This window comes from Cytobacillus massiliigabonensis (assembly GCF_900199725.1).
Classification (GTDB): domain Bacteria; phylum Bacillota; class Bacilli; order Bacillales; family Cytobacillaceae; genus Cytobacillus; species Cytobacillus massiliigabonensis.
Map to the genome: position 1 here is coordinate 1,884,444 of NZ_LT904904.1, position 22,391 is coordinate 1,906,834.

At 38.9% G+C, this 22,391-nt stretch carries 19 protein-coding genes; 17 read left to right on the forward strand and 2 right to left on the reverse strand.

Going from position 1 to position 22,391, the window contains the following annotated elements:
• The first annotated feature begins 13 nt into the window (after window positions 1–13).
• Window positions 14–2,167: a DNA topoisomerase III gene (locus C1726_RS20445; RefSeq protein ID WP_102274833.1), complete on the forward strand. Its 2,154-nt coding sequence runs from the start codon at window positions 14–16 to the stop codon at window positions 2,165–2,167.
• Between the two features lie 143 nt (window positions 2,168–2,310).
• Window positions 2,311–2,745: a transcriptional regulator MntR gene (gene mntR, locus C1726_RS20450; protein WP_102274834.1), complete on the forward strand. Its 435-nt coding sequence runs from the start codon at window positions 2,311–2,313 to the stop codon at window positions 2,743–2,745.
• Window positions 2,746–2,755: 10 nt separating this feature from the next.
• Here mntR and C1726_RS20455 read toward each other — a convergent pair whose 3' ends face one another.
• The gene (locus C1726_RS20455) at window positions 2,756–2,974 is read right to left on the reverse strand and encodes a DUF3892 domain-containing protein (RefSeq protein WP_102274835.1); all 219 of its coding nucleotides are present in this window, start codon (window positions 2,972–2,974) and stop codon (window positions 2,756–2,758) included.
• Window positions 2,975–3,152: 178 nt separating this feature from the next.
• Here C1726_RS20455 and C1726_RS20460 point away from each other — a divergent pair, with 178 nt between their 5' ends.
• Window positions 3,153–3,836 carry a class I SAM-dependent methyltransferase gene (locus tag C1726_RS20460; RefSeq protein ID WP_102274836.1) on the forward strand — a complete coding sequence of 228 codons (684 nt, stop codon included), beginning with the start codon at window positions 3,153–3,155 and terminating at the stop codon, window positions 3,834–3,836.
• Between the two features lie 16 nt (window positions 3,837–3,852).
• The gene (locus C1726_RS20465; RefSeq protein ID WP_102274837.1) at window positions 3,853–4,545 is read left to right on the forward strand and encodes an AIM24 family protein; all 693 of its coding nucleotides are present in this window, start codon (window positions 3,853–3,855) and stop codon (window positions 4,543–4,545) included.
• Between the two features lie 52 nt (window positions 4,546–4,597).
• On the opposite strand, the gene metA is transcribed toward C1726_RS20465, so the two are convergent.
• Window positions 4,598–5,503 carry a homoserine O-acetyltransferase MetA gene (gene metA, locus C1726_RS20470; protein ID WP_102274838.1) on the reverse strand — a complete coding sequence of 302 codons (906 nt, stop codon included), beginning with the start codon at window positions 5,501–5,503 and terminating at the stop codon, window positions 4,598–4,600.
• A 173-nt stretch (window positions 5,504–5,676) separates the two neighbouring features.
• On the opposite strand from metA, the gene C1726_RS20475 reads away from it, so the two are divergent.
• The 13 genes from C1726_RS20475 to C1726_RS20540 all read left to right on the forward strand — a co-directional run bounded on the left by C1726_RS20475 (window position 5,677) and on the right by C1726_RS20540 (window position 22,378).
• Window positions 5,677–7,365 carry a formate--tetrahydrofolate ligase gene (locus C1726_RS20475; protein WP_102274839.1) on the forward strand — a complete coding sequence of 563 codons (1,689 nt, stop codon included), beginning with the start codon at window positions 5,677–5,679 and terminating at the stop codon, window positions 7,363–7,365.
• Between the two features lie 13 nt (window positions 7,366–7,378).
• Complete coding sequence (locus C1726_RS20480) at window positions 7,379–7,900, forward strand: hypothetical protein (protein ID WP_102274840.1); 522 nt, start codon at window positions 7,379–7,381, stop codon at window positions 7,898–7,900.
• Between the two features lie 363 nt (window positions 7,901–8,263).
• Window positions 8,264–11,329, forward strand: a complete 3,066-nt coding sequence (locus C1726_RS20490; RefSeq protein ID WP_102274842.1) for a GNAT family N-acetyltransferase — start codon at window positions 8,264–8,266, stop codon at window positions 11,327–11,329.
• Between the two features lie 10 nt (window positions 11,330–11,339).
• Window positions 11,340–12,194 (forward strand): amidohydrolase family protein, encoded by an 855-nt coding sequence (locus C1726_RS20495; protein WP_102274843.1) that lies wholly within the window; start codon window positions 11,340–11,342, stop codon window positions 12,192–12,194.
• Window positions 12,195–12,291: 97 nt separating this feature from the next.
• Complete coding sequence (locus C1726_RS20500) at window positions 12,292–13,140, forward strand: DegV family protein (RefSeq protein ID WP_102274844.1); 849 nt, start codon at window positions 12,292–12,294, stop codon at window positions 13,138–13,140.
• 214 nt (window positions 13,141–13,354) lie between these two features.
• Window positions 13,355–14,014: an HD domain-containing protein gene (locus tag C1726_RS20505; protein WP_180968255.1), complete on the forward strand. Its 660-nt coding sequence runs from the start codon at window positions 13,355–13,357 to the stop codon at window positions 14,012–14,014.
• Window positions 14,011–15,891, forward strand: coding sequence for an ABC-F family ATP-binding cassette domain-containing protein (locus C1726_RS20510; RefSeq protein WP_102274846.1), 1,881 nt, complete (start codon window positions 14,011–14,013; stop codon window positions 15,889–15,891). The genes C1726_RS20505 and C1726_RS20510 overlap by 4 nt, the downstream gene beginning before the upstream one ends.
• 220 nt (window positions 15,892–16,111) lie before the next feature.
• Complete coding sequence (locus tag C1726_RS20515; protein ID WP_102274847.1) at window positions 16,112–17,239, forward strand: conserved virulence factor C family protein; 1,128 nt, start codon at window positions 16,112–16,114, stop codon at window positions 17,237–17,239.
• A 349-nt stretch (window positions 17,240–17,588) separates the two neighbouring features.
• Window positions 17,589–19,301: a dihydroxy-acid dehydratase gene (ilvD, locus tag C1726_RS20520; protein ID WP_102274848.1), complete on the forward strand. Its 1,713-nt coding sequence runs from the start codon at window positions 17,589–17,591 to the stop codon at window positions 19,299–19,301.
• A 75-nt stretch (window positions 19,302–19,376) separates the two neighbouring features.
• Complete coding sequence (locus tag C1726_RS20525; RefSeq protein ID WP_102274849.1) at window positions 19,377–19,811, forward strand: BrxA/BrxB family bacilliredoxin; 435 nt, start codon at window positions 19,377–19,379, stop codon at window positions 19,809–19,811.
• Window positions 19,812–19,886: 75 nt separating this feature from the next.
• The gene (locus C1726_RS20530; protein WP_102274850.1) at window positions 19,887–20,660 is read left to right on the forward strand and encodes a class I SAM-dependent methyltransferase; all 774 of its coding nucleotides are present in this window, start codon (window positions 19,887–19,889) and stop codon (window positions 20,658–20,660) included.
• Between the two features lie 440 nt (window positions 20,661–21,100).
• Window positions 21,101–21,706 (forward strand): YpjP family protein, encoded by a 606-nt coding sequence (locus C1726_RS20535; RefSeq protein ID WP_102274851.1) that lies wholly within the window; start codon window positions 21,101–21,103, stop codon window positions 21,704–21,706.
• A 90-nt stretch (window positions 21,707–21,796) separates the two neighbouring features.
• Window positions 21,797–22,378, forward strand: coding sequence for a TerD family protein (locus C1726_RS20540; protein WP_102274852.1), 582 nt, complete (start codon window positions 21,797–21,799; stop codon window positions 22,376–22,378).
• Window positions 22,379–22,391 lie beyond the last annotated feature (13 nt).

Below are 22,391 nucleotides of genomic sequence, written 5' to 3' on the forward strand. Positions count from 1 at the left end.
AGTGAGCAAAACAATGAAACTCATTATTGCAGAGAAGCCTGACCAGGGGCTGACTCTTGCTTCTATTTTTAAAATAAAAAAGCATCAAGGGTTTGTTGAAATTTTTCCCAATGATGTTTTTCCTGAAGGTGCTTATGTAACATGGGCAGTAGGGCATCTTTGTCAGCTTGTTGCACCGGAAAATTATAATTCTCAATGGAAAAAGTGGTCTTTGTCAACTTTACCAATCATTCCTTCTCAATTTGAATATGAAGTAACAAAAGATAAAACGAAGCAGTTTGCAGTCATTAAAAAGCTTTTAGCCAATCCTTCTCTGACAGAAGTCATACACGCAGGGGATGCGGGTCGAGAAGGGGAGCTGATTATTCGAAATATCCTCCGAATGACGAAATCCAGGCTGCCGATGAAAAGGTTATGGATCTCCTCTTTAACACCAAAAGCAATCAAGGAAGGATTCCTTTCATTATTAAATGAATCAGATACTAGAAATCTCTATTATGAGGCATATACAAGAGCTTGCGCAGATTGGGTTGTTGGGATGAATGCATCAAGGCTGTATAGCCTTCTTCTTCAGCAGCAAGGCTTTTCTGATGTTTTTTCAGTTGGCCGAGTGCAGACACCGACACTTGCACTTATTGTCAAACGAGAATTGGAGATTCAAAGCTTTGTTTCTGAGCCTTTTTGGGAGGTACAGGCTAAATTTAATATCGATGGAAAAAAATATATTGGTAAATGGGAAAAGGACGGGGAAACAAGGATTAAGACGAAGGAGCTTGCTGAGAAAATTGCTGCTTTTTGTGAGAAAAAAGCAGCTGAGATCACAGATGTTAAGGCGGAGAAAAAGGAATTTCTTCCGCCTATGCTCTATAACTTATCAGCTCTCCAAGCAGAGGCAAATCGCCGTTTCAAATTCCCGCCAAAGAAAACACTCGATGTGCTGCAAAAGCTGTATCAAAAAGGAATGGTCTCTTATCCCCGTTCCGATTCAAGGCACGTTACACAAGGGGAAGCAGAAATGTTTCCTGAAACATTAAATAAAATAGCTATGATCGATGAATACAAAACACTCTTTCCTTTGCCAACTAGCTCAATTATGGATAATAAGCGATACGTAAATGACAAAAAGGTAACCGATCACTACGCCATTATCCCAACCGAACAAGTTCCTAACTTGAATAAGCTTTCTCCTGATGAGAAAACTCTTTATGACCTAATTGCAAGGAGCCTAATTGCTGCTCATTACGGGAAGGCAGTAACCGAGTATACAACCGTTACCACCTTAGTCGATGGAAGGGCTGCATTCCTATCAAAAGGAAAGGTTCAGCTTGAAGAGGGCTGGCGAAAGGTGATACCACCGTTTGAAAAGGACAAGGAACCGCTTCTCCCTTCACTGCAAATAGGTGAAAAAGGGAATGTAATGAAGGCAGAAGTGAAAGAAAGCAAAACACAGCCGCCAAAAAGGTATACGGAAGGCCAGCTTATTACGCTGATGAAAACGGCTGGAAAGCATATAGAGGATAAAGAATTGGAAAAAGTACTAATGAAAACAGAGGGCCTTGGTACTGAAGCAACAAGAGCAGGAATTATTACCATGCTAAAAGATCGGAAGTATATTGATATAAATAAGAACCTCGTTTATGCTACACCGAAGGCAAAAATATTAATTGGTGCAATTGGATCTGAAATTCTTGCCTCCCCTGAAATGACGGCAAAATGGGAGAAGCGATTAAAGGATATTTCGGAAGGAGAAGCTTCACCGAAACAATTTATGGAACAAACGAATAAAATGATTTTACACCTCATTGAAGTATCTGTGAAAAACGCAGGAGATTGGGCGTTTGATGAGGAGGACAAAAGTAGCTTCACCCCAGCAAAGTCTAAATTTAAACGGCCTGCTCAATTAGGGAAATGCAAGCAATGTAATGGCCAGGTTGTTGACAAAGGAAGTTTTTATGGCTGTTCATATTACAGCAAAACAAAATGTAATTTTACAATCTCCAAAAAGATTTTAGGAAAATCAATCACGCAAAAAATAGTCAAACAGCTCTTGAAAGACAATGAGACAGATATGATTGAGGGTTTTTCAAATAAGGACAAATCATTTTCAGCTAAATTAACTTGGGATGATAATGAGCGGAAGCTAAAGTTTATTTTTCCAAATAAATAGACACATTCCTTCTATAATAGATAACCTTGTCTCGCCTACCCTAATATAGTAAACTTTTACTTGACTGTTTTAATAAAATGTAATGATTGATAAAAATGGAACTAACAGAGACCTTCAGCATGGTTCCAATGGGAGGGTTTGGGATGCCAACACCTAGTATGGAAGATTATATTGAACAAATATATATATTGATTAATGAGAAAGGATATGCCCGTGTATCTGATATTGCAGAAAACCTTTCCGTTCATCCCTCCTCTGTAACAAAAATGGTTCAAAAGCTCGATAAAGATGAATATCTTGTTTATGAAAAATACAGAGGACTGATTTTGACTCCAAAAGGCAAGAAGATTGGCAAGCGGCTTGTATACCGCCATGATTTACTTGAGCAGCTTCTTCGCTTAATTGGGGTGAAGGAAGAACATATATACGAGGATGTTGAAGGAATTGAGCATCATTTAAGCTGGGACGCGATAGACCGGGTAGGGGACCTTGTTCAATTTTTCGAAGAGGATGAAAGCAGGATTGATGCGTTAAGAGAAATTCAAAGAAACAATGAGGATATAGAAGAGGGTCCATGAGTGGACCCTTTTAGTATACATTTGGCAACTCATCAAATGAGGACGTGAATGCTGGCGTAAGATAGGGAGTGCCATCCTGCCCTTCTTCAATGTTTACACCAGTAATAATGCCTTCTTCCACTTCTTTTAATGCTTTTCGGTAAGAAATCATTCTTCCTTCTGAAGTTTGAAAAGAAATAATTTCCCCTAGATAGTTGCGATGAACAGCAACTAACTGCTCTCCTAACATATGATCAACTCCTTCTAAGTCAAGTTTGAACTACTCGTCTATTCAATCTCTATTTTCATTGTTGCACTATTTTCTTTTTTATAATCAAAGGGATATTCACATTTATTGGCGAATATAATAATCTGAAACTTTATTTGCTCGTATACGTATAAATGGTGAAGGAAAAGCGAGGGATAAAATGAGCGAATTTAATTGGAGTAAAGAAGCGGAAAAACAATGGGATGAGCGTTCATCTGGATGGAATTCAATGAGTAAGGAAATGTGGGAATCGGGAAGCCGGAAGGAGATTGCTCCGTTTTTCTCAAAGTATGTAACATCTAAGGGAACGGTTTGTGATCTTGGCTGTGGAGATGGGTATGGATCCTTTAAGCTGGCTGAATTAGGGTATATAGTAACCGGTATTGATGTTTCAGAGGAAATGATACATAAAGCAAGAGGAACAAATGAAGGAAATACAGCTCAATTTATTAAAGGAGATATTTTACATTTGCCATTTGAAAATGATTCCTTTGATGCGGTATTAGCTATTAATTCACTTGAATGGACAGAAGATCCGATTAAAGTGATAAAGGAAATACAGCGGATTGTAAAGCCTGGAGGACTTGCTTGTATTGGCCTTCTTGGTCCTACGGCTGCCCCAAGAATAAATAGTTACCGACGCCTATATAATGAAAAAGTTATTTGTAATACGATGATGCCTTGGGAATTAGACCGGCTTGCCGAAGAAAATAGCTGGGGCAAGGTTGATAGCTTAGGAGTATATAAAAGAGGGACTGATCAAATGCCTATAGGATCATTGTCTGCTGAACTAAGGCAAGCCCTCTCGTTTATGTGGGTTACCATGCTAAGAAATAATAAATAAGAGGAGTTGTAATACGATGAGTCGCTATTCAATTGAAGATTTTGTAAATCAGACACAGCAGCAAGATAAAGGAGAAGGGTTATTTGAACTAGAATCTCCGAGAATTCTTGAAATCAATCTTACGAACCAAATATGGACAAAAGCTGGTGCAATGATTTCTTACCGCGGAAAAATAAAGTTTGAACGGGAGGGAATTCTCGAACACGGATTAGGAAAATTATTTAAAAAAGCATTAACGGGTGAAGGGACAGCCTTAATGAAAGCAACTGGTAATGGGAAACTTTATGTTGCCGACCAAGGTAAAAAAATATCCATATTAAATTTGCAGGGAGATTCCATTTTTGTTAACGGCAATGATTTACTTGCATTTGAACCAACAATTAATTGGGATATTAAATTAATGAGAAAGGTTGCTGGCATGCTTTCAGGCGGTTTATTTAACGTCCGTCTGGAGGGGAAAGGAATGATTGCGATTACTTCCCATTATGAGCCGTTAACCTTGCTGGTTACACCAGATAATCCAGTATTTACAGATCCGAATGCTACTGTTGCATGGTCAGGAAATCTCCAGCCTGAATTTGTAACAGATGTTTCCTTTAAAACCTTCTTAGGAAGAGGAAGCGGCGAATCTGTACAAATGAAATTTTCCGGTAATGGATTCGTTGTTGTACAGCCATTTGAAGAGGTATATTATTCAGAACAATCATAAGTTTAAAAACAAAAGCCCAGATTAGTTTTCTCTGGGCTTTTGCTATCTCTTATTAATCCCATTCAAACGGCGTTTCCTGGTATACATAATAATTCAGCCAATTTGAGAATAATAAATGGGCATGAGACCGCCATTTATTCGTAGGGCTTTTTGAAGGATCATTATTCGGAAAATAATGCTGTGGAATAATATTTAGCCCTTTTTCCAAATCACGTCTATATTCTTCTGCTAATGTGCAAGCTTCATATTCTAAATGACCAGTAATCATAATTTGCTTGCCGCCATTCGCACACATAATAAATGGACCTGCTTCTTCAGAGGAAGAGAGTAATTTGACAGTTGTGTTCGCTTGCAGCTGATCGAGAAAAATATCTGTATTTCTTGAATGTGGTGCTAAATAGACATCATCAAACCCTCTTAATAATTTTTCAGAGGTATCATCAATTTGATGCCAGAAAACACCTGTACATTTTTGTGGAAGCTCATATTTCATAATACCGAAGTGATGATACAACGCAGCTTGTGCCCCCCAGCAAATATGCAGAGTCGATGTTACATGGTCTTTCGTCCAATCCATAATATCTGTAAGCTCATGCCAATAATCTACCTCTTCAAATGCAAGCAGTTCGATCGGCGCTCCGGTGATGATCATCCCATCAAATTTCCGATGCTTAATCTCACTGAAGGTTGTGTAGAATTGCTCCAAGTGCAGTGAACTTGTATTTTTAGATTCATGTGAAGCTGTTTTCAGAAACGAGATGTTGACCTGCAAAGGAGTGTTTCCTAACAGTCTTAATAGGTGTGCCTCCGTCTTCTCCTTCTCTGGCATTAAATTTAAAATAAGGATGTTGAGCGGGCGAATATCTTGTGTTAATGCACGATCCTCATCCATAACAAAGATGTTTTCTGCTTCTAATATTTCTCTTGCCGGAAGCAGCTTTGGAATTTTAATTGGCAATTCATCATCCCCTTTTAGAAAATTCAATTAAATTCATTATAAAGACGATTAATCATTGCCGCAATCTTATGTTTAAAAAATCACAAAATTGACTATCTACTAATATGGCATGGGATGGTACAATGTAGAAGTAGGAAAACGTTTTCAATAATTGAATGCTTAGGGGGATATTTATGAATGTAAAACCTGTTGTCAAATCAGACATTGAAATCGCTCAACAATCATTTATGAAACCAATTACAGAGGTCGCAGAACAGATTGGCCTTTATGAGGATGACCTCGAATTATTTGGAAAATATAAAGCAAAATTATCTACAGAGGCATTGAAAAAGCTTGAAACAAAGAAGAGCGGGAAAATTATCCTTGTAACTTCGATTAATCCAACACCCGCTGGAGAAGGGAAATCAACTGTAACTGTTGGATTAGGAGATGCCTTTACGAAAATCGGCAAGAAAGCAATTATTGCCATGCGTGAACCATCACTTGGACCAACGATGGGTGTGAAAGGCGGAGCAACTGGCGGTGGCTATTCCCAGGTTCTGCCGATGGAGGATATAAATTTGCATTTCACTGGGGACCTTCATGCAATAACGACTGCCAATAATGCACTGGCAGCCTTCATCGATAATCATCTCCAGCAAGGGAACGAGCTGGGCATTGATCAGCGCCGGATTGTATGGAAACGTGCTCTTGATATGAACGATCGTGCTTTAAGAAAGGTAGTAATCGGCTTGGGCGGTCCAATGCAGGGGGTTCCTCGTGAAGATGGTTTCGATATTACGGTAGCTTCTGAAATCATGGCGGTATTGTGTTTATCAACTGATCTTCAGGATTTGAAAAAGCGATTAGGGCAAATGGTCATTGCCTATAACTATGATAAACAGCCTGTTACCGTAGCTGATTTAGGTGTTCAGGGGGCATTAACCATGCTGTTGAAAGAAGCAGTTAAACCGAACTTAGTACAAACCATTGAACACACGCCTGCGTTTATTCATGGAGGCCCTTTTGCAAATATTGCCCACGGCTGCAATAGCGTTATAGCAACAAAAACAGCCTCAAAGCTTGCTGATTTTGTTGTTACTGAAGGAGGCTTTGGTGCTGACTTAGGTGCGGAAAAGTTCCTCCATATAAAAGCTAGAAGTGCTGGGATTAAACCAGAGGCGGTTGTTATTGTTGCGACAATTCGTGCATTAAAAATGCATGGAGGCGTACCAAAAACTGACCTCGGGCGGGAAGATGTACAAGCACTAACCATCGGATTTGCCAACTTAAAGAAGCATATAGAAACGATTGAAAGCTTTGGCTTGCCATTTGTCGTTGCCGTGAATAAATTCGTTACTGATACGGATCAAGAAGTGCGCACTTTAATGGATCTATGTGATCAAGCAGGCATTTCAGTATCATTAACAGAAGTATGGGAAAAAGGCGGTGAAGGCGGAGTAGATCTTGCAAACAAACTGCTAGAGGTCATTGATAAGAAAGAGTCTAACTTCCAGCCGTTATATGAACTTTCCGATTCACTTGAAAATAAAATTCTTGCGATTGCCCAAAAGGTTTACGGAGCAGAAAAAGTTGAATTCTCATCAAAAGCAAAAAAACAGCTCAAAGATTTTGATAGCTTTGGCTGGAGCCACTTGCCAATATGTATGGCAAAAACACAGTATTCTCTATCTGACGATCCGACAAAGCTAGGCCGGCCAACAGGGTTTACAATCACGATTCGTGAATTTAAACCTTCCATTGGTGCTGGATTCATCGTTGCTTTAACAGGAGATGTAATGACAATGCCTGGCTTGCCTAAATCACCAGCCGCTCTAAAAATGGATGTAGATGAGAACGGCAATGCAATTGGATTATTTTAATAGGTTCGATTAAATGTTTGATCCTACTGCATTTGATAATATGAAAGTTGTGATTGAAGGCGCGATATATGATGAGGATCTAACGGGCGGAATCACGATTATTGATCGAAATGATTTATTGAATTCAGCGAAGCTTTCCAGAAGATACGAAGTTTCTTTTTCCATCCATAAGAACGATAGTGTTGTTTGTACATTTATTTTGGAGGCAGGATTGGAAAATTTGGCTGCAGAGCTTTTGCCATCTGCTAAATCGGAGCTTCTTGCTGGGTGCCAATTGTATGTGAAGTTTTCTTTTATGCATCCGAATGAACGCTCCTATTTTCAAACGATTGAAAGATGTCTTAAAGACATTTGGGGTCCTGAACGGTCAATCAGCCAATCTGCCTTCTTCAATCCTTTTGATGAAGGCAATAGTGTAAGGAATGAGACGTTCATTTCCTTTAACCGCTTAGTATATGAAGATCAATTGGATGACATTCTTGAAATGGTTAATTACATGATTGTTAGCCTAGAAAGATTGAGGACCATAGTTTAATCAACTCAAGCTCTGCCTGTATACGACTAGGCAGAGCTATTTCTGTGGAAAAAAATAAATGACCGGTCTGATTAATTGAACAATCCTTAATGTACGGAGTAATAATAAGTGCAGTGAAATTAGGAAGACCGACATTTACATGCTTGGTTGTGAGTACATGCTCAGGGATGTTTTTTATCACAAATGGCGGTGGAAGATTCAAAATTATCTTTACATTCCGATGAACAGCTTTTACGATATAGAAGAATGTGGAAAACATTCAAATAAATTAAAGGAGGAGAAGGTTATGAGTAAGATATTGGCAAAAGGTGAAGGAATCGATAGAAAAAGGAATGAAGTAACCTAGTTAGGGAGGACAAAAGGATGAGTCAAATGACGAATACGATTATCATCGAGGAATATAGAGAAGAACATGCACTTGCAATTGCGAAAATGTGGAACCTTAGCCGTGACAGCTGGGGTGGGGATACAAGAGTTCATACTGAAGAATCAGTCAAAACAAAGGAAGCGAATGCAGGAAATATTGTTTTATATCTAGCTATTGATGGGGAAGAGGTTGTGGGCTATTGCAGCTTGTCTGAATATAAGGAGGATTTAGGCTCCCTGTATATCCCTTTGCTTAATGTTAGACCTGATTATCATGGCAAGAAGATCGGCAAAATGCTTGTTATGAAAGCAGTTGAAAAAACAATTGAGCTCGGCTGGCCAAGAGTTGATCTATATACTTGGCCAGGGAATGTTAAAGCTGTTCCCTTATATAAGAAATGCGGGTTTTTCTGGGAGGATCGGGATGATACAACCCACCTGATGAATTTTATTCCTGCTGTAGTAAATACCCCCTTATTAAAGCCAGTTTTCACAAAAGTAGATTGGTATGATGCAAGTGTAAGAGAAATAGAAGTAAAACCGGACGGACTGAAGGAAAATGGCTTTACTTTTTACGAATATGAATGGAAAGATGAACAGACGAGTGCACGTGTTAGATTTGAACGAAGCGGAAGAGGCATTAGCCTCATTGAAACAGATGAATATCTGCTCGAACTAAAATTAGCTGATCACGAAGTAATCGAAGAAATGCCACAAAAAGTTGAGCTGCTATTTGTAAATAAAACAGCTGCACCCGCAATCTTAAAAGTTGACGTGAACGATCATGAGCGAACTGTATCTGCTTTTAAGGATGAGTTATTAGTAGAGAAGCGTGCGGTGCTCTCTGATCAGGTGATTTTTAAAAAAGGGGAAGAACCAAGCGAATGGAAAACACACCCGTTTTTCTCTGTAAATGTATCGATTAATGGAGAAGAATGTGAATTAAGGCTTGGAGTGAAAACAAAACAGCCAGCCAAATTAACTGCCAAGACCAATGGGAATTTAAGCTTCATAGGCGAGAAAAAGGTTCTCGAGCTAGAGGTGGAAAATAATTTAAAGGAAGATGCTAATTTTGAACTTGTTTTTTCTCATGATGAACATGTCGAATTAGAAAAATATATTTTCTCTGTTTCATTAAAAAAGAATGAGCGAAAATTGATTGCGATTCCCTCTGTCGTGAAGAAATTTGGCTACTACCAGCCTCATATAGCAATCACAGTGCAAAAAGAGAGTGGTTCAGAGCTTACCTTCGAAAATAACTTAGTTGGAATGGCTCTGAAAAGCTTTGGCGAAAAATTTGGCGGGGAAACGAAGGATTACTGGCATGTTTATAATGGCAGCTATCAGGTGAATATTCGAAAACGGGATTACTTAATAACGGCTGGAAGAAATCAGCAAATAAATCAGACCTTTGCTTTTTTTGTGCCGAAGCTTGGTAAACCTTATTCAACAGAATTCTCTAAGCAAAAGCCGGCAACTGTTGAGTGGTATCTAGATGATTCAGCAATGATTTTTAAAATGGTTTTTCATTCTGCTGAATACGCAGGGGTTATTCTTACCCTCTATACAGCCCTTTATGGAGATGGAATAGTGAAGAAGTGGGCTGAGGTGGAGAATAACAGCATAGAAACCATACAAGAGCTTTATATAAATCAATCACTCTATCATGAGAAAAGTCATGTGTTTTTCCCGCTAGAAAAAGAAGTAATCGAGTTCTCAAAAATTAAAGCTGTTGATTTTGGAGATATTCATTCTCAACGATTAACGGGAAATTGGTATTTTACACTGGATCATGGAGAGCCAATTGGTTTTTGTTGGCCAGCAGAAACAAAGGCGAATTTTGAAGGCTGGCAATTTTACTTAGAATATGAACTGGGATCTATAAAGCCAAAACAGTGTAAACAACTGGAACCATGTTATTTATCCATTGGTGCATTTCGTACATGGCAGGAGCAGGAGGCTTTTGCAAATAAAGTGCCGAATGTGGTGCATTCCCAATCTTTTAGTGAGAAAGCGCTAAAATTAGAGAGCAATAATCCAGTTGTGTACAAAGACCATCTACCTTTAGTACTGCAGACCTCCCGTACTAGTTTTATTAATGGACCGATAGAGCTGTTCTTAAATGGCGAATTAAGGCAATTTGCTCAAATTTCATCAGCAGATGAAAGAACAAACTATCAAGCCCTGATCCCAGTAATTGGTGCACAGCCTATTTCGTTAATAACGGGAAGTATTCAAATGGACAGTACTAAGACAAACTTAAATCAATTAGTTCTGGTTCCAAAAGGCAAAGTGGATGGCTATACTGAAATAGTCGAAGGGAATGGCGTTTATATATTAGATAATGGCATGATCCGAATAAAAGCGGCACCGGAATTTTATCCTGGTTTATATTCACTTGTCTATAATGAGAATGAATGGTTTGATTCTTCCTTTCCCGAAAGAGTGGCAAAAGGATGGTGGAATCCATGGGCAGGTGGTATGAAAACATCCCCTGCACAGCTAAATACATTTTCATTAATGAAAGAGAGCACAACTGCTGAGTTTATGGATATTGAAGATAAACATGGAAATCAGTGGAGGAGCATTGCTCTGCACACGAAAATAGTGAATCATCCAGTTTGGAAGGGGCTTCACTATACACAGTATTTTGCTCTTCTACCTGGTGTGCCGGTTCTCGCTTATTTTGTAAAGGTCGTTAATTCTGGCGGAAAATCATTGCTATCAGAGACGCTGGAAACGGACATTTACTTAACAGGAGAATCATTAAAGGATCTTGCTGTTATTTCCGATTTCAATGACAATAAAATACATGCAGGTATTGAAGAACTGGGTTTAAATTTGAAGAATGTAAGCTATATCTCCTCAGAGATCAGAAAAGAGAAACTATATCATATTGAAGGAGCAGAGAATGAAATCTTTGAAGGATATATGAATAAAGAGGCGTTTGAAGTCATCCTTCTTCAGGAAATAAAGGATACAACAAAACCGGGCTTTATCTTATTTGATCAAAGAGAAATTCCGAAATCAGTCCTCGAGAATCTGCGGCGGATTGTGTTTTAAAGGAGAAAATATGAAGATAATCGATGCACATGTACATTTTTCAAATATCCAATCCTTTCACCAAACAGCAAAAGAACTTTCTTTTGTCGACTATTCTTTTGATGGTTTTGTAAAGGAATACAGCGAGGCACATGTCGCTTTAAGTATAGCGATGGGGGTAACTGAAACGAGTGGAATGGGCTTTCCGGATTATGATGCAGCAACGCCAATGGGGATTGATTTAGCTGAGGGCATTCCTGAAAAAATGGTCTATTGCCCTGGGGTCAATCCATATGATTTAAGTGAACGATCTTTGGAAAAGCTAGAGCTTGAAATTCAAAATCCGCGGGCGGTTGGGATTAAAATATATTTAGGCTATTACCCTTTTTATGCATATGATGAAGTGTATGAACCGGTGTATGCACTAGCGCAAAAATATCATCTGCCCATTGTGTTCCATACAGGGGATACGTACTCGGAAAGAGGCCTGTTAAAATATGCACACCCATTGACGATTGATGAGGTAGCAGTAAAGCATCGCAAGGTAAATTTTATGATGGCTCATTTTGGTGATCCGTGGACCCTGACAGGGGCTGAACTTATATATAAAAACTCCAATGTTTACGCAGACCTTTCAGGTTTAATCGTCGGGACGGAAAAGGAATTGAAAAAACATAGTGAAAGCAGGTTTCTGGATCATTTAAGGCATGCACTTGTCTTCTCTGATTCATATGATAAGCTGCTGTTTGGCACTGACTGGCCGCTAGCGCCTATTGGTCCATACATTGAATTTATTAAAGCATTAATTCCTGAACAGTATCATGAGGATGTTTTTTACAATACAGCTTTAAAAGTATTCCCAAAAATTAAGCCGTTTTTATCATAAGCTATATATGCTGGAGACTGGCATTTTTTCGTCAGTCTCCTGATGTTTTGAAAAGCCTATTTGTACATATAAATTAAACAGAAAAGGGGTAAAGGTTTTGACAAAAATCGCATGGGTTATAGATAGTACAGCATTTATTGATGAGGAATTGATCAATCACCCTCATGTATATCCGATTCCAATTACGATTTTACTTGATGAAAAGGAGTATACAGAAGGGATAGATATTACACCAACCGAACTCTATGAAAAGTTGAAAACGTTAAAAACTCCCCCGAAAACATCGCAGCCTTCGATTGGGGCATTTCAAGCATTATATGATCGATTGAAAGAGCATTACGAAATTATTATTGCTGTATTGCTTTCAAGTAAATTAAGCGGTACCGTTTCTTCAAGCGAGCAGGCTGCACAGTTAGTTGATATCCCTGTTTTAACGATTGATTCGAAGATATTAACCTACCCATTAACGAGAATTTTGAAGAGAGGAGTGGAGCTGGCAGATTCAGGGTTTAAGCCAGAAGAGATTAAACAAAGATTAGAAGAGTTAAGCAATACGAGTGAAACGTACGTATTGATTGGTAGTTTAGAACAGCTTCATAGAAGCGGCAGAATGTCAGGTGTACAATTTTTTCTTGGAAGCATGCTTAATGTAAAGCCGATCATCTCCATTGAAGATGGGTCTTTAAATGTGAAAGAAAAAGCTAGAAGTGAACGAAAGGCAAAGGATAAAATTATTCAGCTGCTCCGGCATGCTCATGAAAAGAAGCCTTTGAAAGAAGCATATATTTTATATGGATTGCATGAGGAGGAAGCGCTGAAATGGAAGGAAGAACTCATACATGAATTTCCTGGTATTAAATTCGGGCATTATCCGCTCGGTGCGGCCATCGGTGTGCATGCAGGAGAAAATACATTGGGGATCAATTGGTTTAACGGGTTGGATTAAGATGGAAAATCCCTCCTTGTTTGTCGAAGAATCGATATATTTTAGATTTTCGTAGATATATCACTCAATTTCGCAGATATAATATAAATTTCGAAGATAAATTAGTTGTTTTCGCGAAAAAAACGTACAAAGTGCTGAATTAAGCACTTTTTCTTTTGCTTATTTTTCAAACAATCCCCCTCTTCATGGTAAAATAAATCTGGAATGAAAAAGGATGGTGCTTTTAGTGAAAGAAGATATGATTTTAAGAACAGAAAGCTTCGTAAAAGAAGTGCTTGGTAAAGACAGTACGGGACACGATTGGTATCATATTGAACGCGTTAGGAAAAATGCTTTATATATAGCGGAAAAAGAAAACAAGGGCAACCGTTTTATTATTGAAATGGCTGCACTGCTTCATGATATTCCTGATGAAAAGCTGAACCAATCGAAAGAGGCTGGAGAGAAGAAACTTACGGATTTCTTGGAATTATTAGCACTTGAAAAAGAAGTTCAAGAGAAAATTATTGAAATAATACATTCCATCTCTTTTAAAGGCGGAAGAAAAACGAAATTAATGAGTGTGGAAGCTGAGATTGTTCAGGATGCAGACCGATTAGATGCAATTGGAGCGATCGGAATTGGACGTACCTTTGCATATGGAGGTAAAAAAGGGCATCTTCTTTACGATCCATCGATAAAAGTTAGGGAAGAAATGACAGAGAAAGAATACCGCACTGGAAAGTCATCAACGATCCATCATTTTTATGAGAAGCTTTTAAAGCTAAAGGGTCTGCTTAATACAGATACAGCGCGGGAAATGGCGGAGAGTCGCCATCAATTTATGGAGCAATTCCTTGAGCAATTTTACATTGAATGGAATGGTCAGTCATGAAAATGTTATCTGTTGAACATGTAACAAAAACATATGGAGAAAAAGAGCTTTTTAACGATATCTCCTTTACGATTTCCGAAAAAGATAGGGTAGGACTAATCGGGGTCAATGGAACTGGAAAATCTTCCTTATTAAAAATTGTTGCGGGAGTGGATCTTCCAGACTCTGGTGAAATTAGTTCTCCAAAAGACTACACAATTTCTTATTCAGCCCAGCAGCCGGAATTAAATCCTGAACTTTCTGTTTTGGCACAGGTGTTTGCAGGTGATGCACCAGTACTTGTTTTGCTTCGTGAATATGAAGAGACCCTTCTCGAATTAAATAAATCACCTGATAATCAGGTGATACAAGAGAAGCTATTCGAGCAGCAAAAGAAGATGGATGCATTGAACGCCTGGGATGCAAGCACGAATGCAAAATCGATTTTAACGAAGCTTGGTATTGAAAGTTTTGATAAAAAAATCGGGGAACTTTCGGGCGGACAAAAGAAAAGGGTTGCCCTCGCCCAAGCACTTATTCAGTCACCTGACTTACTGATCCTTGATGAGCCGACAAACCATCTTGATTATGAGTCAGTTAAATGGCTTGAAGAATACTTAGGACGCTATCAAGGCGCCCTCTTACTCGTCACCCATGATCGTTATTTCCTTGACCGAGTAACCAATCGGATGTTTGAACTGGATGGCGGGAACTTGTATAGCTATAAAGGAAACTATGGCGCCTTTCTTGAAGCGAAAGCGATTCGTGAAGAGAACGAGGCAGCAACGATAGAAAAAAGAAAAAATCTCTATCGAAGAGAGCTAGAATGGATTCGCAGGGGTGCGAAAGCGAGAACGACCAAACAAAAAGCCCGGATCCAGCGCTTTGATCAATTAGATGATCAGCTTGCTTCTGTTAAACAATCAGAAAAGCTAGATATGTCCTTAAATGGAAGCAGACTTGGGAAGCAAGTGTTTGAATTGAAAAATGCATCGAAGAAATATGAAGATCAAGTCATCTTGAATTCATTCAACCTCCTTGTAAAGCCTGGAGACCGAATTGGAATTATCGGAAAGAATGGAACAGGAAAATCGACGCTTCTAAATATCCTTGCTGGAAAAATTCCGTTAGATTCTGGAGAACGAATCATCGGACAAACAGTGAAAATTGCTTACTACACACAAGAAAGCGAAGATATGAACGAGAATAAGCGGATGATTGAGTATTTAAAGGAAACTGCACAGGTTGTAGAAACCTCAGACGGGAAAACAATTTCCGCAGCACAAATGCTTGAGCGCTTTCTTTTTCCGTCCTTTACTCACGGAACCCCGATCCGCAAACTTTCAGGCGGGGAGAAGCGACGCCTGTATTTATTGAAAATCTTAATGACCGAACCAAATGTCCTTCTGCTGGATGAACCGACAAATAATTTGGATACTCAAACATTAACAGTGCTTGAGGATTATCTTGAAGATTTCCCTGGAGTAGTTATTACTGTATCTCATGATCGCTATTTCTTAGACAAAGTAGCCGATCAGCTTCTAGTCCTGCAAGGGCAGGGACAGATTGATTCTTTCTTTGGTAATTACAGTGAATATCTTGAAAAAGAAAATGAAAAACCTGTTGTGCAAATAAAAACAGCAGCTCCCATGCACAAAGAACAGGATAAACCAAAGAAGAAAAAGCTTAGCTATAATGAACAGCGGGAATGGGAAGGAATCGAAGATAATATAACGAATACAGAAGCACGTTTAGAGCAAATTGCTGCAGAAATGAACAATACGGGCAGTGATTTCGAAAAAGCAAGAGCATTAATGGAGGAAGAAGCTGCTCTTAATGAAAAATTGGAACATTTGATAGAGAGATGGAGCTATCTTTCAGAGATAGCCGAGCAATAAATTTAACAACAGCCTGCCCTTTATGGGCAGGCTATTTTTGGTTAATCAGAATTTATATCCATAAATTCTGAACGCATAAGAAAAACTAAGGCATTCGTGGAAAAGCTTGGTGAATGCCAGGTTTTTCTAATACTTGAAGCTCAGCTTATGATTCGTAGCATTTATTATGTTAAAATGATTTTAGTTATTACTGTGACAATATTGCAAAGGGTGAAATACTGTGAAAATAAATGCAATTGAGCCAACTCCAAGTCCGAATACGATGAAGGTTATTCTGAATGAAGAGCTGCCAATGGGAAAAAGCAATAATTATAAAAAAGATAATCGTGAAGGTGCACCTAAAGTGATTCAAGATATTCTTGAGATTGAAGGTGTGAAGGGTGTTTACCATGTAGCAGACTTCTTAGCTGTAGAAAGAAATGCAAAATATGACTGGAAGGAACTCTTGCCGCAGGTGAGAAATGCTTTCGGCGAGGATGCGGAGACAGAAAATGAAAACCAATCCGCGGTAAACGAACACTTTGGTGAAATCAAAGCGTTTGTCCAAAAGTATAAAAATATTCCAATGCAAGTTAAGCTGACTGACGGGACAGAGGAGCGCCGCTTCGGATTGCCTGAAGTGTTTATGAAGGCGTTGGCAGCAGCACAGCTCGAAGGAGATAATGTCGTATTAGTCCGAAAGTGGGTTGAGGTTGGAGTCCGTTATGGCGATTTCGAACAAATTGGTCATGATGTCGTTGAAGAATTAATTGCAGCCTTTCCTGAAAGCAGATTACAAATGCTTGTAGATCAGGCAATAAATCCGGACAATGTGCAGGAGCAGCATAGCAGGCAGCTTATGAAACTTAGATTAGAGGATTTAAATCATCCAGATTGGCGGGAACGCTATCAAAAGCTTGAACAAATGGATGATCCAGAGCTAGAGGATCTGCCTGTTTTAGAAAAAGCATTACAAGATGAAAAAGCATCTATCAGAAGACTGGCAACAGTTTACTTAGGTATGATTGAAGATCAAAAAGTTCTTCCTCTGCTTTATAAAGCGCTGAACGATAAAACGGTCACAGTGCGAAGAACAGCCGGTGACTGTTTATCAGATCTAGGTTTTAAAGAAGCAATGCCTGCTATGATCGAGGCGTTGAAGGATACGAGCAAGCTTGTGCGCTGGCGGGCGGCAATGTTCCTTTACGAAGTAGGGGATGAAGAAGCCATTCCTGCATTAAAAGCAGCTGAAAATGATCCTGAATTTGAAGTGAGTATGCAAATCAAGCTTGCGATTGAAAGAATTGAACAAGGCGAAGAAGCAAAAGGTTCCGTTTGGAAGCAAATGACGGAATCAAGAAAGAAATAATAGTAAAAATAGGATTTAATGCGAAAAAACAACTTTTTGCGAAACGTAGCTTATATTTGCAAACCCAGAAAGTATTTTCAAAAGTATAATTATATTTGCAAAACTACAAGGTTGTTTGCAAAAAATTAATTATATATGTAAATCCTAGTTATATTAGCGAAATCAATTTCGCAAACTCAGAATCTAAATTTCATAAGAGAAGATATTTATGCAATAATTTCAAAACGCCATCGCTCTTTACAGCATGGCGTTTTTCGTTGTGTGAAATAAAAATAATTTTGTGAAAATTATTGCAATTCTATCAAAAAAGGTCTATATTGAAAAGAAATTATTTTGGGGGGAATCTTCGATGTCGAAAGATTTAAGAATTCGCAGTCATGTAATTAGTGATGATGAAAAAAGGGCACCAAACCGTGCAATGCTCAGGGCAGTAGGATTTACAGATGAGGATTTTCAAAAGCCAATGATCGGGATTGCAAGTACTTGGAGTGAGGTTACACCATGTAATATACATATTGATGAACTTGCGGTTCAAGCAAAAAAAGGGGCAAGAGAAGCTGGGGGAGCCCCGCTAATTTTTAATACAATTACAGTTTCTGACGGAATTTCCATGGGAACAGAAGGAATGCGGTACTCACTTCCAAGCCGTGATTTAATAGCTGATTCTATCGAAACAGTTGTAGGCGGTGAATCTTTGGACGGATTTGTAGCAATCGGCGGCTGTGACAAGAATATGCCCGGATGTATGATGGCGATCGCACGAATGAATTTGCCTTCTATTTTCGTCTATGGCGGAACGATTAAGCCTGGGAAGCTGCATGATAAAGACATTGATATTGTGTCCGTCTTTGAGGGAGTTGGACAATTCAATGGCGGGGCGATAGATAAGGCGGAGCTAACGAAAATCGAATGCCACGCTTGTCCAGGATCAGGCTCCTGCGGGGGAATGTATACGGCAAACACGATGGCAAGTGCGATTGAAGCACTTGGGCTGAGCTTGCCAGGCAGTTCATCCAATCCAGCTGAAACAGATGAAAAGCGCAATGATTGTGTGGAAGCAGGCAAAGCTGTTTATAAACTGCTTGAAAAGGATATTCGCCCTCGTGATATTTTAACGAAAGCGGCTTTTGAAAATGCCATAACAGTTGTAATGGCACTTGGCGGCTCAACCAATGCGATCTTGCATTTAATGGCGATTGCTCATGCGGCAGAGGTTGATCTGTCACTGGATGATTTCAATCGATTGCAGAAAACCGTTCCGCATATTGCTGACTTAAAGCCGAGCGGAAAATATGTGATGCAGGATCTTTTCGAAGTTGGCGGGGTACAAGCGGTAATGAAGCTGCTATTAAGCGAAGGCTTGCTTCATGGGGATTGCTTGACAGTTACTGGCAAGACTTTAGCTGAGAACCTTGCAGAAGCTGCAGACTTAAAGGAAGGTCAAAAGGTTATCTACCCGCTACAGCAGCCGTTGAGAGAAAATGGACCGCTAGTTGTTCTTAAGGGGAATCTTGCACCTTCTGGGGCGGTTGCTAAAGTTTCGGGATTAAAAGTCACTCGTATGACTGGACCTGCAAAAGTATTCGATGATGAAGAATCAGCCACTGCTGCAGTTATGAACGGGGACATTCATGCTGGCGATGTACTCGTAATCCGCTATGAAGGACCAAAGGGCGGACCGGGCATGCCTGAAATGCTATCGATTTCAGGTATTTTAGTAGGAAAGGGATTAGGAGAAAGTGTAGCCTTATTAACTGATGGCCGTTTCTCTGGAGGGTCGCACGGATTTGTTATTGGGCACATTGCGCCAGAGGCACAAGTGGGCGGTCCAATCGCATTAATTGAGAATGGAGACTTGATAACGATTGATAGTGAGGCACAGGAATTATCTGTTAATTTAACAGATCAAGAACTTTCCAGAAGAAAGGAAAACTGGTTCGCACCTCCATTACTTTCAAGAGGAACATTGGCAAAATACGCTAGACTTGTCTCTTGTTCATCTAGGGGTGCGGTTACAGATTACTTTGAAGAGACAGAAGAGAAAGTAAAACAGAAAGTTTAAATGCTTCCTTTTGCAAAATAACCATAGATTATAGTATGCTTACAATACAAATGTTGTAATGGAGGCTGATTGAATATGTCTATGGCATATGAGGAATATATGAAGCAAATGGTTCAACCGATGAGACAAGAGCTTGTAAATGCTGGATTTAATGAATTACTTACTGCAGACGATGTAGAAGCATTTATGGAAAAGGCTGAGGGGACGACGCTTGTTGTCGTTAATTCTGTTTGCGGCTGTGCAGCTGGACTTGCACGTCCAGCTGCAACGCAAGCTGTTTTAAGAACAGAAAAGAAACCAGATCATTTAGTGACTGTATTTGCGGGGCAAGATAAAGAAGCAACAGCAAAAATGAGAGAGTATTTTGCTGGATATGAGCCTTCTTCTCCGTCAATGGCTTTATTAAAAGGAAAAGAAGTTGTCCATTTTATCCATCGTCATGATATTGAAGATCATCCGATGGAAGCAATTATGGAAAATTTGCTAGCTGCACTTGATGCGAATAATTAAAGTGAAGAACAAGAGGATGTCTAATGACGTCCTTTTGTTTTTTCGTAACCCGAAAGAAAAGGTGACAACATTTCAATGATTATTACAACTGCAGGCAGAACAAATGAAGAAATGGCGAAGAAAGCGATCAGAGTGGCTCAAGATTTAGGTGGCCGCTTTGTTCAAAGGAAGAAGCGTTCGGTCAAAATGATTCAGCAAGTGGAGAAGGAAGATTGCATCGTTGTAGGGAAAGAGAAGCTGGAACTCTATCCAATGGAAGATTCTGAACCATTCTTTTTTCATCCTAATTCTGCCATGTTTAGGGTGAAGAGGTTGATGAGAGGAGAGTCTGATCCGTTTGTGGATGCAGCGAGGCTTCAAGCAGGAAAAACACTTCTTGACTGTACGCTAGGGCTTGCTTCAGATAGCATCGTTGCAAGCTATATCGTTGGAAAAGAAGGGAAAGTGACTGGCTTAGAAGGAAATCCGTATTTAGGTTATATCGTGAAAAATGGACTGCATTCATGGCAATCTGGCATTTCAGAAATGGATCAAGCTATGAAGAGAATTCAGGTAATTAATACATTTTCCCTGTCCTTCTTAAAAAGTATTCCTGATCAATCCTATGACTGTGTATACTTTGATCCGATGTTTGAAGAGCCTACGCTTGATTCTGATGGCATAAAAGCATTAAAACGTTTTGCAATATACGAGGAAATGACTGAACAATTGATTGATGAAGCTAAGCGCGTGGCAAAGGAATGTGTTGTTCTAAAGGATCATTTTCGAAGTTCCCGGTTTGAAAAATTCAATTTTTATGTACATATGAGGAAAACAGCAAAATTTCATTATGGGGTTATTGAAAAATAAAAATGGAATAGAGAATCGCCGGCTCTCTATTCCGCTCATGTTTATTCTGCAATAGCTAAATAAACAAAATAGCCAAGCAATATAAATGAAATAACAACAATGAGTACAGTCCAGTCCATGATGGGATTCTCCTTTCCTTTGATAATCAGAATTTATGTCTGTAAATTCCGAACGTATAAGAAAAACTAAGACATTCGCTGAAATGCTTGGCGAATGCAAGTTTATCTAATATTCAATAGAGATATATGGTCTTTTTTCCATACTATTCCCCAAATATAAATATTTATTCAGGGATTATATTTTTTGTAAAAAATGAAGCCGATTTTTCCATTTTTCTAAAGAACAAAGTATAATAATAGAGTAAGAGAGTTTTCCCATTTTTATAAAAAAAGACAGTCTGGAAAAATAGATAATTAATGAATAGAAGGGAGACTGAAATCATGCCAAATTGGCTTCGTAAATCGCTCGTTGTTATGGTAACTATCTTAACATTTGGACTAGTTACCCCTTCACATGCTATATTTGATGATAATTCTAGTACAGATAAGAACCCGAAAAGGGATATTATTGAACCTACAAATGAAGAAAACCATTCAGTAAATACACTGACTTCTAGTTCCGAAGCAATTGGGCATGTTAATAAAGAAGATTTCATTAGGAGAATGATACATGAGGCTGAAAACCAGTCATATGCTAAGTTCGGACCAAAAATAAAACCTGTAATTGAAAATGAATTTTCTGAAGTTGTTCTGCCTAATATTGAAAAAGCGATTCAAAACGTAGCGGAACAGTACCCTGAAGAAGAATTAGTCAATCTGGCAGTGAGTGAACGTCCTGGTGGCGGTCAATCTGAGAAAATTTTCCACATCAAAAACGAAGCAACAAATGAAGACATAATTCGTTTTCATGTAAGAAGAGACCAGCCGCCTCAGCAAGGATATTGGTTTAATTTTCATTACCATACGTACCATGATCAATTTCAGGCACATCATGATCTAGGAACTATTTTTTGGGATAAAAATACCCCGCCAAAATGGATGAGTTAAATTTTGGCAAGGGATTTTTTATATATTTTTTGAAACCTTTTTGAAAACCTATCGTATTAAAAAGTATTCTATTAAATGGAGGTAAAAAAAATGGCAGTTAGCTTATCAAAAGGACAAAAGGTAGACTTAACAAAAACAAATCCAGGACTGACAAAAGTGGTAGTAGGTGTTGGCTGGGATGTTAACAAATATGATGGCGGACATGATTTCGATCTTGATTCTTCTGTTTTCCTTTTAGGAGATAATGGAAAAGTAACATCTGATAGCGACTTCGTATTTTATAATAATGCGAACGGAGGAAATGGTTCTGTTGTACATACAGGAGACAACCGCACTGGAGCTGGCGACGGGGACGATGAGCAAGTAAAAGTAGACTTAGCAAATGTTCCAGCCAATATTCAGCGCATTACATTTACAATTACGATCCATGACGGCGAAGGCCGCAATCAAAACTTCGGTCAAGTTTCAAATTCATATGTCCGAATTATGAGTGAAGATTCTGGAGAAGAACTGATTCGTTATGATTTAGGCGAAGATTTTTCAATTGAAACAGCGATTGTAGTAGGTGAATTATACCGACATAATACAGAGTGGAAGTTTAGCGCAATTGGAAGCGGCTACCAAGGCGGTCTTGCTGCACTCGCGAAGGATTTTGGACTGCAAATCGGCTAAGTAAAAAAAATCG